The organism is Sporosarcina beigongshangi (assembly GCF_033485195.1).
Taxonomy (GTDB): domain Bacteria; phylum Bacillota; class Bacilli; order Bacillales_A; family Planococcaceae; genus Sporosarcina; species Sporosarcina beigongshangi.
The window spans coordinates 90,987-106,251 of record NZ_JAWLIR010000031.1 but is presented as its reverse complement, the minus strand read 5'-3'; the positions used below and the strand labels follow the sequence as shown (position 1 = coordinate 106,251).

The 15,265-nt window shown below is 43.4% G+C and carries 13 protein-coding genes, 1 pseudogene and 1 riboswitch; of the genes and pseudogenes, 8 read left to right on the top strand and 6 right to left on the bottom strand.

Translation table 11 applies throughout. From position 1 onward, the window contains the following. Positions 1-86: 86 nt before the first annotated feature. Positions 87-1,003: pseudogene (gene hprK, locus R2B77_RS13930) on the top strand (HPr(Ser) kinase/phosphatase). Between the two features lie 50 nt (positions 1,004-1,053). Here the strand turns inward: hprK and R2B77_RS13925 are convergent. Further along, positions 1,054-1,833 (bottom strand): Cof-type HAD-IIB family hydrolase, encoded by a 780-nt coding sequence (locus R2B77_RS13925; RefSeq protein ID WP_203247809.1) that lies wholly within the window; start codon positions 1,831-1,833, stop codon positions 1,054-1,056. A gap of 469 nt (positions 1,834-2,302) precedes the next feature. Here R2B77_RS13925 and R2B77_RS13920 point away from each other — a divergent pair, with 469 nt between their 5' ends. Both R2B77_RS13920 and abc-f read left to right on the top strand, forming a co-directional pair. Further along, positions 2,303-2,839: a histidine phosphatase family protein gene (locus R2B77_RS13920; protein ID WP_203247810.1), complete on the top strand. Its 537-nt coding sequence runs from the start codon at positions 2,303-2,305 to the stop codon at positions 2,837-2,839. Between the two features lie 406 nt (positions 2,840-3,245). Further along, the gene (gene abc-f / locus R2B77_RS13915; protein WP_203247811.1) at positions 3,246-4,922 is read left to right on the top strand and encodes a ribosomal protection-like ABC-F family protein; all 1,677 of its coding nucleotides are present in this window, start codon (positions 3,246-3,248) and stop codon (positions 4,920-4,922) included. A gap of 96 nt (positions 4,923-5,018) precedes the next feature. Here the strand turns inward: abc-f and thiW are convergent, their stop codons facing one another. From thiW to tenA, 5 genes are read right to left on the bottom strand one after another with little or no spacing between them, the layout of a single operon-like run. Further along, positions 5,019-5,516, bottom strand: coding sequence for an energy coupling factor transporter S component ThiW (thiW, locus tag R2B77_RS13910; RefSeq protein ID WP_322555728.1), 498 nt, complete (start codon positions 5,514-5,516; stop codon positions 5,019-5,021). Beyond that, complete coding sequence (gene thiE, locus R2B77_RS13905; RefSeq protein ID WP_203247813.1) at positions 5,513-6,196, bottom strand: thiamine phosphate synthase; 684 nt, start codon at positions 6,194-6,196, stop codon at positions 5,513-5,515. The genes thiW and thiE overlap by 4 nt, the downstream gene beginning before the upstream one ends. Continuing rightward, a complete protein-coding gene (gene thiD / locus R2B77_RS13900) occupies positions 6,159-6,995 on the bottom strand; it encodes a bifunctional hydroxymethylpyrimidine kinase/phosphomethylpyrimidine kinase (protein WP_203247814.1) in 837 nt (278 codons plus the stop codon). The genes thiE and thiD overlap by 38 nt, the downstream gene beginning before the upstream one ends. Continuing rightward, the gene (thiM, locus tag R2B77_RS13895) at positions 6,992-7,735 is read right to left on the bottom strand and encodes a hydroxyethylthiazole kinase (RefSeq protein ID WP_203247815.1); all 744 of its coding nucleotides are present in this window, start codon (positions 7,733-7,735) and stop codon (positions 6,992-6,994) included. The genes thiD and thiM overlap by 4 nt, the downstream gene beginning before the upstream one ends. After that, the gene (gene tenA, locus R2B77_RS13890) at positions 7,732-8,421 is read right to left on the bottom strand and encodes a thiaminase II (RefSeq protein ID WP_203247816.1); all 690 of its coding nucleotides are present in this window, start codon (positions 8,419-8,421) and stop codon (positions 7,732-7,734) included. Before tenA ends, thiM begins: the two co-directional genes overlap by 4 nt. 94 nt (positions 8,422-8,515) lie before the next feature. Beyond that, positions 8,516-8,622, bottom strand: a riboswitch (TPP riboswitch). A 205-nt stretch (positions 8,623-8,827) separates the two neighbouring features. On the opposite strand from tenA, the gene R2B77_RS13885 reads away from it, so the two are divergent. The 5 genes from R2B77_RS13885 to R2B77_RS13865 all read left to right on the top strand — a co-directional run bounded on the left by R2B77_RS13885 (position 8,828) and on the right by R2B77_RS13865 (position 15,206). Further along, entirely contained in the window at positions 8,828-11,029 is a 2,202-nt protein-coding gene (locus R2B77_RS13885; protein WP_203247817.1) for a choice-of-anchor I family protein, read from the top strand. Positions 11,030-11,263: 234 nt separating this feature from the next. Further along, positions 11,264-12,949 (top strand): methyl-accepting chemotaxis protein, encoded by a 1,686-nt coding sequence (locus tag R2B77_RS13880; protein ID WP_203247818.1) that lies wholly within the window; start codon positions 11,264-11,266, stop codon positions 12,947-12,949. A 268-nt stretch (positions 12,950-13,217) separates the two neighbouring features. After that, complete coding sequence (locus R2B77_RS13875; protein WP_203247819.1) at positions 13,218-14,114, top strand: DMT family transporter; 897 nt, start codon at positions 13,218-13,220, stop codon at positions 14,112-14,114. Between the two features lie 51 nt (positions 14,115-14,165). Continuing rightward, positions 14,166-14,717 (top strand): hypothetical protein, encoded by a 552-nt coding sequence (locus R2B77_RS13870; protein WP_203247820.1) that lies wholly within the window; start codon positions 14,166-14,168, stop codon positions 14,715-14,717. Between the two features lie 54 nt (positions 14,718-14,771). Continuing rightward, a complete protein-coding gene (locus R2B77_RS13865; RefSeq protein WP_203247821.1) occupies positions 14,772-15,206 on the top strand; it encodes an SRPBCC family protein in 435 nt (144 codons plus the stop codon). The last annotated feature ends 59 nt before the right edge of the window (positions 15,207-15,265 follow it).

The window sequence follows — 15,265 nt, the reverse complement described above, 5'->3', positions numbered from 1 at the left end:
TTACGAAGGTGTTCTTAGGAATCCCCCACTTCTAAATGAAGTGAAGGTGGGGGTAGTTCAATAATGGAGAAGAATAGAGGGCTGTCATGAGGACCATTACGATTGAAGAGGTTAGCCAAAAGTTTTCGTTAGAAGTGTTGAGCGGACAGGACCAATTGCAGCGTGTGATAAAAAGAACTAGAGTCCGTCGTCCTGGGTTAGAGTTTATGGATAAATTCGATTTCATGGGAATGGAATACATCCAAGTGCTAGGCAAGAATGAAGTGAACTATTTGCATACGCTGACAGCTGAAGAACGAAAGTTACGGATTGCTAATATTGTTCAATATGCTCCGCCTTGTATGATCATTACGTCTCAGCAAAAGGAGCCATTGGGCTTGATTGAGTATTGTGAGCAAGAAAAATTCCTGTGTTACGAACTGGGGATTCCATGAGTGAGTTGGTCGCCAAGTTGGATGCATATACAGTGAAAGCGATGGCTCCAGAAATTGCGGTACATGGCGTTTGCCTCAATGTATCAGGGATTGGAATTTTGTTGCGTGGTAAGTCTGGCTTAGGTAAAAGTGAGACGGCGCATACGTTGATTTGTCGTGGACATCGGCTTATCGCGGACGATATCGTCGTGCTGAAAAAGCTGAGTCCCCAAACGCTTATTGGTACGCATGATGAAAAAAACAAAGAATTCCTTGCACTGCGTAGCATTGGTTTGTTAAATGTAGTGCGTCTTTACGGGCAAGCTGCTTTCCAAGAAGAAACGCGAATTGCACTGGATATTGAATTGACTGAGTGGGAAGACAATGCGTTAAATAATGAGTTAGAATTGGAGAACAAATTTGTGGAATACATGGACGTGAAAATTCCGTATATCCAAATACAACTCCAGCCTGGTCGTGATATTGCGAGCTTGATTGAAGCGGCGGCGAATAACTGGTATCTTCACCAGCAAGGTTATAGTGCTGCGGAGGAATTTATCAAGCGGATTGAAGAGGATATGGCAGAATAAAATAGGTCCCTCGTTCTAAAAGACTTTTTAGAATGAGGGACCTTCTATTGTTAATCGAGTAAACCAACCATCTTTAAACCGTTGACAATACCGTCTTCGGTGACATTTGTTGTGACATGTTTTGCTGCTTTTTTTGCTTCTTCCCTTCCGTCGCCCATTGCAACGCTATTGACAACGGTTTTAAGCATTTCGACGTCGTTTAAACCATCACCGAATGCGTAAATATTTTCAGGGGCGATACCTAACTGATCGATAACTTTTTGAATGCCTTTTGCTTTCGAACCTCCAGCAGGTATGATATCGACAGCGAATGGATGCCAGCGGATGAAATCGAATTCGGGAAATAATTTTTCATATTCCTTATCTTTGGGATCCTGGCAAAATAATAGTGACTGATAGAGTTCGCGTCCTTCATGAAATGCTGGGTCATGTGCTGGGAAGTGGCTGATTTTCAACGACTGGATACCCGCAGCGATATGTTCATGGTCCAATGTGTTTGTTTTCATGTCCTCGTGGTCCATATAGACAATGGGATGCTTATTCTCTTCTGCAAGAGCGGCTAGACGAAGAAGTGCCTCTTTGTCTAGTGCGTTTTTATAAATTGGTTCGCCTTTAAATACGACATATTGTCCGTTGTAGCTGACGAATGTTTCAATCCCGAGTTCCTCTAGTAAATCTTCAAACATAAATGGCGCGCGTCCTGTGGCAATCGCTACCTCATGTCCTTTTTCCTGTAATTGGAGAATGGCCTTTTTGGTTGAAGCAGGTAGTTTTTTATCGTGATCGTATAATGTACCGTCTATATCGAAGAAAATTATTTTTTTAGTCATGTGTTGCTCCTTTGTACTTTATTTGTTGAGTATAGCTTAGCAGACATTGTTTGATAGAACAATTTAAGCGTTTAGAGTCAAATTTAAAACAGGCTGATTGCATGTCAGCCTGTTTAGGAGTGGTAGGAATTGTTATCTCATTAGATCATTTATGATGACGCCGGCGATAATAATACAAGCCCCTAAAAGACTGAGCCACATAGATTTGTCAGGGTTGTAAGGTCTATGATCCGTATCATGCTCATGCATAGTGATGCGCCTTCTTTCGATTAGTTGATATACATGTATTGTTCCCTTATGGTTAGTGAAGTAAACGATTGAATAGGGACTTTATGTGAAACACCAACAACTTTATTGAAAAGGAATCGACGGGTGGATGTTGTTATAACCAATTTTTGATGTTTTATCGAAGATTACAAGGGAAAAAGAATAGAGAGGTAGACATTTTACGAATGGGGGTAGAGGCATTTTGGAGAAAATAATTTACATTGTGCGCCATTGTTCAGCGGAAGGGCAACCGCCGCATGCGGATTTGACCGCTAAAGGTGTTTTGCAGGCCGAAGAGCTTGGGAAATTTTTTGACGGGATTGAGGTCAATCGTATTATTTCGAGTCCGTTCAAGCGGGCACGACGCTCAGCTTGGCCAATTGCTGAAAGGAAAAAGCTGCATGTAGAAGTGGATAGCCGACTTACGGAGCGTGTGCTAAGTTCACGTGATTTCGGAGATTGGTTGGTGAAGCTGGAGGATACTTTTTCTGACCAAGACTTGAAATATGAGGGCGGGGAGTCTTCTAGCGAAGCAATGTCACGCGCATGTAATGTGGTTGATGAGCTAGGGGCTGGCTCCCGAACTGTGCTTGTGACGCATGGGAATTTGATGGCGTTGTTGTTAAAGCGTTATGATGAGCAGTTTAGTTTTGAGGGGTGGCAAGCACTGTCGAATCCGGATGTATATCGGGTGCGAATTACGGATGATGGAGCCGAAGTGAAGAGGATTTGGCATTAATTTTTAATACCCGTAATACTATGATATACTTTCTGTAATTGATTGAGAAGGGAATGACGGGTGGACGATGGATAACTAATCTTTGATTCCGAGAAATTGAATTTTTTATCTTCATACGGAAAATAGGATTAGTCTGTCTACTTTTAAGTCATTTCATTTCTCATTGCGCATGCAACGGGTTTTTTTAGAGAACTTTTAACTTGATTCAGCAGAAGTTCACTGCTGAATCAAGTTAAAGCCTCCGGCGGATGTCACAGATTTTGAAGGGAGTTACTTGAGCTTTGCTCAATTCAAAATCTGGACGCAAATCCGCCAAGGCGTATTTGATTTGGGCACATAGCGACTAATCCTTCCGATTACTTTTTCGGAGGGATTTTTTAATCTCTCCGTACTTGGAGGAATGGCTATGCTTTTAGGAACATTGCATCAATTGTCAGTTGTATACGGTGAGACGGTGATTTTGGATCGGTTGTCTGCGGATATTCCGGAGGGAGCTTGTATTGCCATTGTTGGTGCGAATGGTGCGGGTAAAACGACATTGTTATCGCTGTTGGCAGGGGAGATATTACCGACTTCGGGCTCGATTGGTTGGAGTAATAAGGCACCGTCTATTACGTATTCCAGGCAGGAGCAGGAAGACGAGGGGCAAGTGAACTGGGAACAGTCAGAGATGCATTTGTATCGTAGCAAGTGGAAGTTGCCGGAGCGGGCGGAGTATGTGTCTGCAAGTGGTGGTGAGCGGATGAAGATGAGGCTTGCGGTGGCACTTGCTGATGAGAGTCAGCTTGTTTTGTTGGATGAGCCGACGAATCACTTGGACAGTGACAGTGTGGAGGAATTGATTCGGATTATTAATGAAGGTAAGCGGACGTATATGATTGTTTCGCATGATCGGCATTTCATTGACCGAACGGCGGATATTGTTTTTGAGATTGAGCACGGCAAATTGACGGTGTATACGGGGAATTATTCGGATTACCGCAAGAAGAAAGAGGCGGATCGAGAAGCGCAACAGAAGCATTACGAGCAGCAGCAACGGAAAATTGCACTAGTGGAGGAACAGATTGAGGCGTTAGGAAATTGGTCAGCGAAGGCGCATGCGGAATCGACGAAAAAGGGCGGAGGAGTGATGGGAGGAAAGGAATACTTTCGGATGAAGGCGAAAAAGCGTGACGTGCAGATTCGCTCGAAACGAAAGCGGCTGGAAGGAGAATTGGAGAAAAATCGTATCGATAAGCCAGAAGACGAAATTGGCGTGTCTTTTGACGTCAAGGGGCGCAAGAAGAAAGGAAAACGGGTGCTGGAGTTGAAGGGGGTTCGAAAGGTATTTGGGGGGCAGGAATTGTTTGCAGATGTGTCGTTTACAGTTCAGGCTGGTGAGCGTATTGGTCTTATTGGTTCGAATGGTGCCGGGAAATCAACACTATTTCGGATGATACTTGGTGAAGAGGCGTATGATGGAGACTTATGGACAACGGCTGGAATGACGATTGGTTATTTGAGTCAGACGGTGCTGGATTTGCCTGAGGACATGACGATGGCGGAGTATTTTTATGTCGATACGTTTCAGGAACGGGGATTGATTCGCACCAATTTGATGAATCTTGGGTTTACGAAAGAGCATTGGCAATTACCATTGTCGGCGTTAAGTATGGGGGAGCGCGTGAAGGTGAAGCTGATGCAGTTTATCCTTGAAGGAGTAGATGTATTGGTGTTGGATGAGCCGACGAATCATCTGGATTTACCATCGAGGGAAGAACTTGAAAAGACGTTGGAGTCGTTTCCGGGAACGCTGTTGTTTGCCTCACATGACCGTTATTTTACGGAACGGATGGCAGGCGGGTTATTGGTATTTAACAAGGGAACGATACGAAAAGTACCAATGACGTTGGCGGAGTGGCAAGCACGTGGGACTATGGTGCGACCGGAAGAAACGGCGCAGGAGCGATTGCGTCTGGAAACAGAATTACAGGCGGTGCTTGGACAGTTGAGTTTGATGAGGCCGGGGGATAAGAAGTATGTGGAGTTGGATAAGGTTTTTAATGAATTGAGTAGGCGGTTGAGAGAACTACCTGGGAAATAATTTTGGGAAACGATAGATTTCACAAGTAAATATTTACGTTGAGCAAGCAGCCGCCCAGTTATAATGAGGCGGCTGCTTGTTTTTATTGAAATAGATCTACAAAGTATCCCCAATCCTACCGCCAACCCGCGTATGTTGTAACCGTACGACAAGCACTAAACCAAGTGCTGCACCACTGATACTTGATACAAGAAATGGCGGTACAAAAAAGAACGCAGTCATTGTTGTACCCATTAGTATTTTGGCGTAGGGAACGGCAATAAGTGACGCAATGCCGCCGGTCCCGATGACTTCACCGATGGCTGCGAGCCAAGTTTTGCCGAACTGCTTATACAAAATGCCAGCTAGGAAAGCCCCAATCATACCACCTGGAAATGCGAGCAATGAGCCCGTGCCAGTGAGGAGGCGAACGAGCCCGGTCACAAAGGCGATCATGACGGCGGGGATAGGTCCAAGCATAATAGCGGCAACGACATTGACCGCATGTTGAACAGGATAGGCGCGTGCGATGCCTGCTGGGAATGATACGAATGTGGAGCCGGCAACCGCAATGGCAACGAACATCGTCATAATGACCATTTTTCTAGTTGTTATGATGAAAAAACCTCCTTGCTTATCGCAATCTTGAAACGGCGAACTGTGATATAGGGATCAATAGCTGAGGCGATGGCTGAAATAATGGAGACGCCCGAAGCACCTGCTTCTAAGACTGGTTCAAAGTTAGCGACTGTAATGCCGCCAATCCCGACAATCGGCATAGCGGGATAAAGGCTACTCATTTGTTGGATAAGAGCTGTCCCGCTGACGGGTTTTGCGTCTGCTTTGGATGAAGTTATATAGACTGGTCCCATTCCAACATAATCAGCACCCACCTTGATTGCCGCTAACATTTCAGACTCATTGTGCACGGAAACGCCTAGTATTTTATCTTTACCAATCCGCTCCCGTACTATTGCGGCTGTTTCGTCATCCTGTCCGACGTGCACGCCATCTGCATTGATGGCAATTGCCAACTCCACATCATCATTGACGATGAATGGCACATTGTAGTGCTGACAAAGTGTTTGACAGGCTTCAGCAAATGCCCGTTTTTCATTACCAACTAAAGCGTTGTTGCCTTTTTCCCGTAATTGAAAACAAGTTACGCCACCCCGCAGTGCTTCCTCCAATACTTTCAGCGGGTCAGACACCCCGGTATTGACACTGCCCATGATGAAATACAATTGTAGTTGTTGTTTAATCAATGAACACTGCCTCCTTTTTCGCCGCTGCATTCTGTTGTTGATATGCCCAGTGATTGGTGGGTCCATGTCCTGCCGAGCCAAGAGTTAGCCCGTCTGAAATGGCTGCTTGGATAAACCGTTTGGCATCGATAACCGCCTTGGAAATGGGCATGCCTTGCGCAACCCGTGCGGTAATCGCAGCAGAAAAGGTACAGCCAGTGCCATGTGTATTTTGGGTGTAGATCCATTCGGAACGAAGGGCAAGGCGTTCACCATCTGCAGATAACAATAAATCCTCCGCATAGTGAGCCCCTTGTCGATGTCCGCCTTTCATGACAACCGCTCCTGCTCCTAGCTGCAAAATGCGGTTCGCGGCTTCCTCGATATCTTCATCCGATTCGATTGTCATCCCGGCAAGCACTTCCGCTTCTGGAATGTTCGGTGTGATGACAGACGCCATTGGGATTAAAAATGTTTTCAATGCATCGACCGCCTCCTCTAATAAAAGTGAAGCGCCACCTTTCGCTATCATGACAGGGTCGATAATGAGCGTGGGGGAGTCGTATGATTGTAGTGTTTCTGCCACAGCACGGATGATGTCTGCAGAAAACAGCATGCCTGTTTTCACTGCTCCAACATTGAAGTCGTCTAGTACTGCCCGTATTTGTGCGGTCACACCAGCCGCATCAATCGGATAAACACTGTGTACGCCGAGTGTGTTTTGTGCCGTTACAGCTGTCAAGGCAGATGTACCAAAGACGCCTAACTCTTGAAAGGTTTTCAAATCGGCTTGAATGCCTGCGCCGCCCCCACTATCGGAGCCTGCAACTGTTAAAGCGATAGCTGTCATCCGGCTTCACCTCCAAGAGCATTCAAAAACTGAACTTGAAAATCGCCAGGTCCCTCGGATTTTTCAGCCGCCTGTTGTCCAGCTTGTTTATAAAAAGTACATGCAGTTACCACTGCACCTAACTGATTTCCATTGGCGACAGCCAAAAATGCCCCTGCAACGGCACTTAGTAGGCAGCCGCTACCTGTAATTTTGGCCATCAATGGATGCCCGCCTGTAATGTGAAGCGTTTTGTTGCCGTCGGTGACAATATCGACCACGCCAGTAACGGCAACGATACAATGATGCCTATGCGCAACTTCTTCTGCAAGTGCCGTCAAATCTGCCTCACCTTCACCTGCATCGACGCCTTTCGCCTCCCAGTTTGCACCCGCAATCGCCGCCAGCTCACCCGCATTACAGCGGATGAGCGTGACATCGACTTCATCTAAAATCCCTAAAACGGATTCTTTACGAAAAGCGGTCGCTCCCGCACCGACAGGATCGAGGACGATAGGTTTTCCATGCTGATTGGCACTTTTTCCAGCAAGCAGCATCGCTTTTACGGTTTCTCGTTTTAATGTACCGATATTCAGCACGGTACAAGACGAGATGCTAGCGATTTCGGCAGCTTCCTCTACGGCGTCCGCCATGACAGGAGAAGCGCCGAGTGCTAGAAGACCGTTCGCTTGGAAGTTAGCAACGACAATATTTGTGATGCAGTGTATGAGTGGTTGATTGTCCCGTAGTTTTTGTATCATTGGCTTGCCGCCACTTCGTATGAGTGAATGGCCCACTGTTGTTGTGTCCAGGCCATTTCCCAGAACTGCCATTCATAATAGCTACTCTTGCGGAAATGTTCTTTAAGCTGAGTACGTCTTTCAGGTGAAACGGCTTCCGCAAGTTCATTCATCCGAGAAATTTGTTCTTGTACAAGCTCCGCGAACCATTCTGAACCGTATGTTTGAATCCATTTATCGTAAACAGGGTGATTTGGTTTCGCGTCTTTGAGTCTTTCGCCAATTTCATAATACAACCAGTAACACGGTAACAATGCAGCAAGTGTATCCGCCAAATCACCTTCATGAGCTGCACGGTACATATGCGAAACGTATTGATAAGCTGTCGGTGCAGGTTGGAACGTCGAGCGTTCTTCCTCGGTTATTCCTAACATGCCGAAAAAAGACTCATGCAAGGACATTTCTGCACTACACGTCTGCTCCGCATGAGCTGCAAAACGTTGTGTTGTCAATAAATCCTGTGCTTTTACTGCACCAAGCGCCTGGATTTTTGCAAAATGTGATAAATAATAAGAATCCTGTTGCACATAAAACTTGAACACATCTAACGGCAACGTGCCGTCCGCAACTCCTTTGACAAATGGATGGTCAAAACTCCCTTGCCATAACGCATCACATTCTGACCGCACTTCTTCACAAAATGTCATCCTGTCCACTCCCTATATTTCTTATATTGAAAATGAAAAAGCCGCCTCCTGAATTAGCTCAGGAAGCGGCCCACGATGGTTTGGTTCATAAATAAACAGCGCGGTCCCACTTCCCTACGCTGGTATGATCCAGATCAGGTTCCAAGGGTCCGCATATCTATATGCGTCTCAGCCTTTTACAAGACTCCCCTAGTGGCGATAAATATTCGATTTTCATCACAACTATAACATAATTCGGACAATTAGCAAGGTATAAAACGATTGTTTGTCGTTTTGCCACTCCGAATAAAAAGTTACTAAACGCTTCTGGCACCTACGCATGAAAAAACACAATAAATTAATACTAGCTTAATAATAGACAGCTAGAATTGGTGATAGGAAGATAACATATTTGGAGGGCAAACAGATGACAATGAGAAAGAAAATAATTACAGGCATTGCGGCAGCGAGTATTCTTTTTGGTGCAAGTCAGCCACATAATGTATTTGCGGAACAATCGTCTTTATTTCAATATAAAGGGGATGATTTGAAGGTGACGCAAATTGGTCAATATGACAGCACTGTAGGCATTGGCGGTACTGAAATTATGGCTTATGATGAGACACTAAAACGTGCCTTTGTAACAAATGGTGTCGTATCTGGAATTGATATTCTTTCTTTTGAATCATTAACGTCTGGTGAATTTACAAAAGTAAGAGCATTAAAACGCATATTTTTAGCGGAGTTTGGAATTGAAAATGTAACAGATATTACGAGCGTGGCATCACACCCGACAAAAGATTTAGTTGCTGTTTCTGTTGTGAGCAATCCGAAAACAGACCCTGGTTATATTGTTTTTCTATCGAAAGACGGGGCATACATATCGAACGTGCAAGTCGGTTCGTTGCCTGACATGGTGACATTTACACCGGACGGAACAAAGGCCATCGTTGCAAATGAAGGAGAGCCGAGTGATGATTACGCGGTTGATCCGGAAGGTACGATTTCGATCATTGACGTCACGAAAGAACCAAGTGATTTCACAGCAAATACGCTTTCATTTAAAGATGTAGAAATCGATGGAAAAGTTCGAGTGAATTCTAAAGGCACAGTTCTTCAACAATTGGAGCCTGAATATGTAGCGGTTTCAGAAGACAGTAAACTAGCGTATGTATCGATGCAAGAAAATAATGCCATCGCTACAGTTGACCTTGTAGCAGAAAAAATCCTTCATGTGAAAGGGCTTGGGGTGAAGGACCACTCCATTCCTGGGAACGAGCTCGATGGGAAGCGCAATGATGAAACAACAATTGAACGCCTTCCACTTCTAGGTTTTTACATGCCAGATGCCATTGATACGTTTACCTCCGGTGGAAAAACGTATATTTTAACACCTAATGAAGGAGACGCCCGAGATTACGATCCGTATTCTGAAGAGGCGGAAATCGGTGATATCGCTGATAAGATTAAATTGAATGCCAATCATTATAAAGGGTTCACCCAAGAAGAACTCGATCAGTTAGTGGCAGATGGATTATTTGATGAAATGAAGAAAACAAAAATTACACTCGAGCAAGGTATGACTGCAGATGGTTCTTACGAGGCCCTTCATTCGTACGGCGGACGCAGTTTCTCGATCTTTAATGCTGAAACAATGGAGCTCGTTTTTGATAGTGGAAGTGAATTCGAGAAAATTACAGCTGAGGCACTTCCTAAGTTTTTTAATACGGATAACGAGGAAATTGCCTACGACAAACGGAGCTCGGCAAAAGGTCCAGAACCAGAAACTGTTGTCAGTGGAGAAATTGACGGTAAACAGTATGCATTTATCGCTTTGGAGCGAGTGAGCGGAATTATGGTCTATGACCTCGCAAACCCATTGAAACCCGAATTCGTTACATTTATAACAAGTAGGGATTATAGTGGGGATATTAAAGGGGATGTATCACCTGAAGGCTTGCGCTTTATTTCAGCTGATAAGAGCCCTACAGGTCATGCCCTATTAGCGGCGACTCATGAAGTGTCCGGCACTGTCGCAATCTATGAATTTGGCGGAAAAGACATGAACAAATCGAATTTGTTTGAAGATGTTGGAGAGAGCCACTGGGCACATCCATTTATTAATGACCTGTACCAACGCGGAGTTATCAGAGGCAAAACGGAAACGACTTTTGCACCTCAAGAATCCGTAACGCGCGCACAGTTTGCGGTTATGTTAGCAAATGCCCTTGATTTAAAGCCCGCTTCTAATGGTCAACAATTTTCTGATGTTCCAAGCTGGGCGCAGGATGGGGTACAAGCTGTTTTTGAAGCGAAAATTAGTAACGGTAAATCAGAAAGACGATTTGATCCAAGTGCAAAACTTACACGTGAACAAATGGCTGTGATGGCGATAAATGCATATGAATTTGCAACAAAAACAACAGTTCCAGTGGCGGGTAAACAGAACTATAACGATCTAAAAAGCGTGAGTGATTATGTACGTGAAGCTGTTCAAAAAGCATATACGCTAGGGATAATGGAGGGCGAAGGGAATAAGTTCCAACCGAAAGAATCTTCTACGCGTGCACAAGCTGCAAAAGTGATGTCAACTTTGCTGAAGCAAATAGAAAGTGAACCGCAAAAGTAATAGTTAGTGCCTGCCACCCTTCGAACCTACGATGTGGACAGGCACTTTTTTATCTGGATTGATGACTATGCTTTTGGATGAAAGGATAAAGAGGAATTGTGGCAGGGGTGCAAGATATGAAAAGGATTTGTAAAAATTATTTCAAATAGATACTTAGGTCCCTTTTATTCCTCCCGATTTGATATAATTCCTTAGGCCTGAAAAAGCCATGAAAACAGATTGGGGAGAGAAAATATGCGCATCAAGACGCGGCTTATACTTGTGATTTCTATCTTGATTTTATCGATTTCGATTGTGGGGATATTATCTACACGGTCTTTACAAGATAATGTAGAAGGCAATAAGAACCTGAATACGTTGATGGACATGCAAACTATTTCAAAGCATATTCAATATCGACTGGCAGGTCTTTCAAACGATGAAAGAGCTCTGCTAATCACGGGAGATGAAACGTTTGCGGAGCAAATGGAAGAAAAGTCAATGGACATACTCGCTCAATTTGATAAATTAAGTGAGCTATCCAAAACCTCTTTGGATAAAGAGAGAGTTGATGAAATAAAGAGGAATTATGAAACATATTGGTCTCAAAGTCAATCGGTTATCAAGACGTTTGCTACAAGTCCAGATAAAGCGAAAGAAATTCATTTTGGAGAAGAGCGAAGAATTCGCAAAGAAGTGTTAGATCCATCCTTCGAAGGTTTTATTGCAGAATTGGATCAAGAGACAGCCTACGTCGATACGAGTATTCATGATCAATCCAAAGTAAGGTTGGTTATTTTGGTTGTCATTACGGTTGCAGCAATATTGTTTGGCCTAATAGTAGGCGCACTCCTTTTGAGAGCCATTGTCATTCCTTTGCGTCAGTTGAAGGAGCAAATGAATGATATTTCTAACGGTGACGGTGATTTGACAAAGACAATCCATGTGAAAGGTAAAGATGAATTGGGGGAAGTAGCAGGCTCGTTTAACCAATTCCTTGGTTCGTTAAGAGACATGATTATGCAAATTGGCGAATCTTCTCAGCAAGCGGCCGCTTCGTCACAACAGTTCTCGGCGAGTGCAGAAGAAACAAAATTCTCAGCGAATCATATAACGGATCGCCTGCAAACAATCTCTACAAGCATGGATCAGCAATCAGAATTCCTTGATGAGAGCTCACATGCTGTTGAGGAGTCTTTACAAAGATTACTTCGCATGACATCTCGCACAGCAAAGGTTGCGGATGCCACTTCTGTAGTGACGGAGCAAGCCGGTCGTGGAGAGAAGTCTGTGGAGGAAATCGTTGCATCTATGGAATTTATTCACCAATCCGTAGCTGAGGCAGATGACAATATTAACTCATTAGCTGAGGATACAGTAAAGGTTGGAGAAATTACAACCATCATTAATGACATTGCGGCACAGACGAATCTATTAGCTTTGAATGCAGCAATTGAGGCAGCTCGGGCAGGGGAGCATGGAAAAGGCTTTGCAGTTGTAGCAGAAGAAGTCCGTACATTGGCTGATCAATCGAGTCAATCAGCGAATGAGATTCGACAATTAATCACACGCATACAAGGGACAACAAATGATACCGTTCATACCATTAACATTGTCAAAGAGAATGTTAATGAAGGGAATCGTTTAACGACGGCGACTTCTGTTCAATTTAGCGAAATATTGAATTCAATCTCCGATGTATCCGTAAAAATACAGGAAATTGACGCATCGACTGAACGGCTCACTGCAGATTTCAAGATGGTGGCTGAAAAACATGAGGATGTATCGAGATTATCTGAGGAAAACGCTAGGAATACAAATGAAATTGCTGCCGCTTCTGAAGAGCAGGTAGCTTCTATGGAAGAAATTCAATCTGCTTCGCATTCTTTAAGCGAGATTTCAGAGGCATTGAACGAGATGGTTCTGCGTTTTAAAATTTAACTTGATTTAGCCGGGGTCCCCCCGGCTAAATCAAGTTAAAGCCTCCGGCGGATGTCACAGATTTTGTAGGGAGTCAATTGAGGAAGCTCAATTCAAAATCTGGACGCAATTACGCCGAGGCGTGATTGATCTTAATTCAGCCGAAGCCCCCACTTTTAATATAAGTAGGGGCTTTTATAATTGCCGCTTCGCTTACAGTGAATAAGTTTGTTAACAATGATATTGTTAGAGTATTATGAAAGTATTAATGAAGTATAGGGTGATCAATATGAATGGAGTTCCGATGCTACAAATGACACTGGCGATGGCGATTTTTGGTTCAATCGGATTTTTTACGGGCAAGACGGGGATTCCAGCGGCTGAATTGGTATTTGTTCGGTGTATTTGTGCCACACTTTTTTTAGGTTTTTGTTGGATTGTCGCAGGTCAGCATAAAGTGGAGGTTTGGCGAAAACGGGAAATTGTACAAACGATTATTTGCGGTGTTTTCTTAGTTTTGAATTGGGTGTTTTTATTCAAAGCATTCGAAGAAATGTCCATTACGGTTGCTATTACACTCTATAATTTAGCGCCCATTTTCGTGCTGATCATAGGGAGCTTGTTTTTGAAAGAGAAGATGACAGTAACGGCTTTGCTAGCGATTGTTACTTGTTTTTTAGGAAGTGTCTTCATTATCGGTATACAAAGTTTCACTTCACTGACGGATTTCGTTAGTTCAGGTTTTGGCTGGGCCATCCTCTCGGCTGTGTGCTATGCAATGACGATGCTAATTGGGAAGGGAATCACGGGACTAAGTGCGTACGCGATGACATTTGTTCAAACTTCAATCGGCATTTTGATGTTATTCCCGTTTATGAACTTTACTGTATTTATAGGGTTAAGTGATGCGAATTGGCTGTACATCATTGGGACAGGCTTAATACATACGGGATTTGTCTATTATTTATTTTTCAATAGCCTTCGGAAATTAACGACAGTCGTCATTTCTGCTTTAGTATTTGTCGACCCAGTTGTTGCCATTCTATTGGATGTCATTATTCTAGATTTCCATCCATCTATTTTACAAACGGTTGGCATCCTTCTGATTTTCGGAGGAATTGTCTATACAATAATAGGGGCACCTGTACGAGAAATAAAAACAGAGTCTGCTTCTAAAGTAATGTAGCATTGATCCAGAAACATTACCAAAAACTTAGTTAGGAGATGGCGTCATAACATGGATAAAATCATTCAATCTTATTTTGAAAATTTAGAGGTCGAAGACAAAGATGCTCAATTCGAGGCCTTTGAAAATATCGTTGCGGCTACAAGTAAAGAAGTAGATTGGGCCTATGAGGTTTGGGACTCATTAAAGGAGTGGCTAACAGACTCCGATAATCACCGAAGGTCTAGAGGTGCTCAATTCCTTTGTCGGTTAGCAATTAGTGACCCGGAAAAACGAATCCTCGCTGATTATCAGGCGATTTGGGAAGTAACAAAAGATAAAAAATTCGTCACTGCAAGACATACTCTACAAGCAGTTTGGAGAATTGGTCTAGCGGGCACAGAGCAAAAAGTGCTGGTCGTAAAAAGCCTAATCGACCGGTTTGTAAATGGAACGGATGAAAAAAACTATACATTAATTCGTTATGATATTCTTCAAGGTCTTCGGAATTTGTATGATGAAATAAAGGACGAGGAAATAAAGAAGATCGCTTTAGATTTAATTGAACAAGAAGAGGATCCAAAATATAAAAAGAAGTATGCGACTGTGTGGAAAAAGGCGTAAACTTTTGACCATGCTATTTAGTGATAATACATCGAAAGCAGGAGGGTTCAGGTTATGAACAACGTTACGAAATTTAACATAGTAAAGCCAGCCAATGAAGTATTTGAAGCATTCGTAGATCCCTCGAAAATCGGGAATTTTTGGTTCTCGTCGAGCTCTGAAAGATGGGAACAAGGCAAGACGATTACATTGCGATATGACGAATACGATGCACAAGGGGATATAGAAGTATTGGAAATTGTAGTAAATCAGAAAATCGTGTTCCGATGGGGTGCTAATGGGGAAGGTCATATTGTTACGATTACATTAACAGAGCTGGATAAATCGAGCACACTCATTGAAGTTGTTGAGTCGGGTTTTGTTGAAAATGATGAAGAATTTATAAGTCAATTGATCGATAACAAAGAGGGCTGGGTTTACATGCTAACTTGTTTAAAGGGTTATTTGGAATTCGGGGTCAAGGAATTGAGAGCAGGAATCGTTAAATAATTGGGTGTTTAAGTAAGCCCCACTTTCAATATATCTGTTTAGCTGACGCTAAAATGTCT

Excerpts from the sequence above, each read along its gene's own strand:
- R2B77_RS13925 (WP_203247809.1), bottom strand. The coding sequence starts at position 1,833 with ATGACTAAAAAAATAATTTTCTTCGATATAGACGGTACATTATACGAT.
- abc-f (WP_203247811.1), top strand. The coding sequence starts at position 3,246 with ATGCTTTTAGGAACATTGCATCAATTGTCAGTTGTATACGGTGAGACG.
- thiE (WP_203247813.1), bottom strand. The coding sequence starts at position 6,196 with ATGCAGCGGCGAAAAAGGAGGCAGTGTTCATTGATTAAACAACAACTA.
- thiD (WP_203247814.1), bottom strand. The coding sequence starts at position 6,995 with ATGACAGCTATCGCTTTAACAGTTGCAGGCTCCGATAGTGGGGGCGGC.
- thiM (WP_203247815.1), bottom strand. The coding sequence starts at position 7,735 with ATGATACAAAAACTACGGGACAATCAACCACTCATACACTGCATCACA.
- tenA (WP_203247816.1), bottom strand. The coding sequence starts at position 8,421 with ATGACATTTTGTGAAGAAGTGCGGTCAGAATGTGATGCGTTATGGCAA.
- R2B77_RS13885 (WP_203247817.1), top strand. The coding sequence starts at position 8,828 with ATGACAATGAGAAAGAAAATAATTACAGGCATTGCGGCAGCGAGTATT.
- R2B77_RS13880 (WP_203247818.1), top strand. The coding sequence starts at position 11,264 with ATGCGCATCAAGACGCGGCTTATACTTGTGATTTCTATCTTGATTTTA.
- R2B77_RS13875 (WP_203247819.1), top strand. The coding sequence starts at position 13,218 with ATGAATGGAGTTCCGATGCTACAAATGACACTGGCGATGGCGATTTTT.
- R2B77_RS13870 (WP_203247820.1), top strand. The coding sequence starts at position 14,166 with ATGGATAAAATCATTCAATCTTATTTTGAAAATTTAGAGGTCGAAGAC.
- R2B77_RS13865 (WP_203247821.1), top strand. The coding sequence starts at position 14,772 with ATGAACAACGTTACGAAATTTAACATAGTAAAGCCAGCCAATGAAGTA.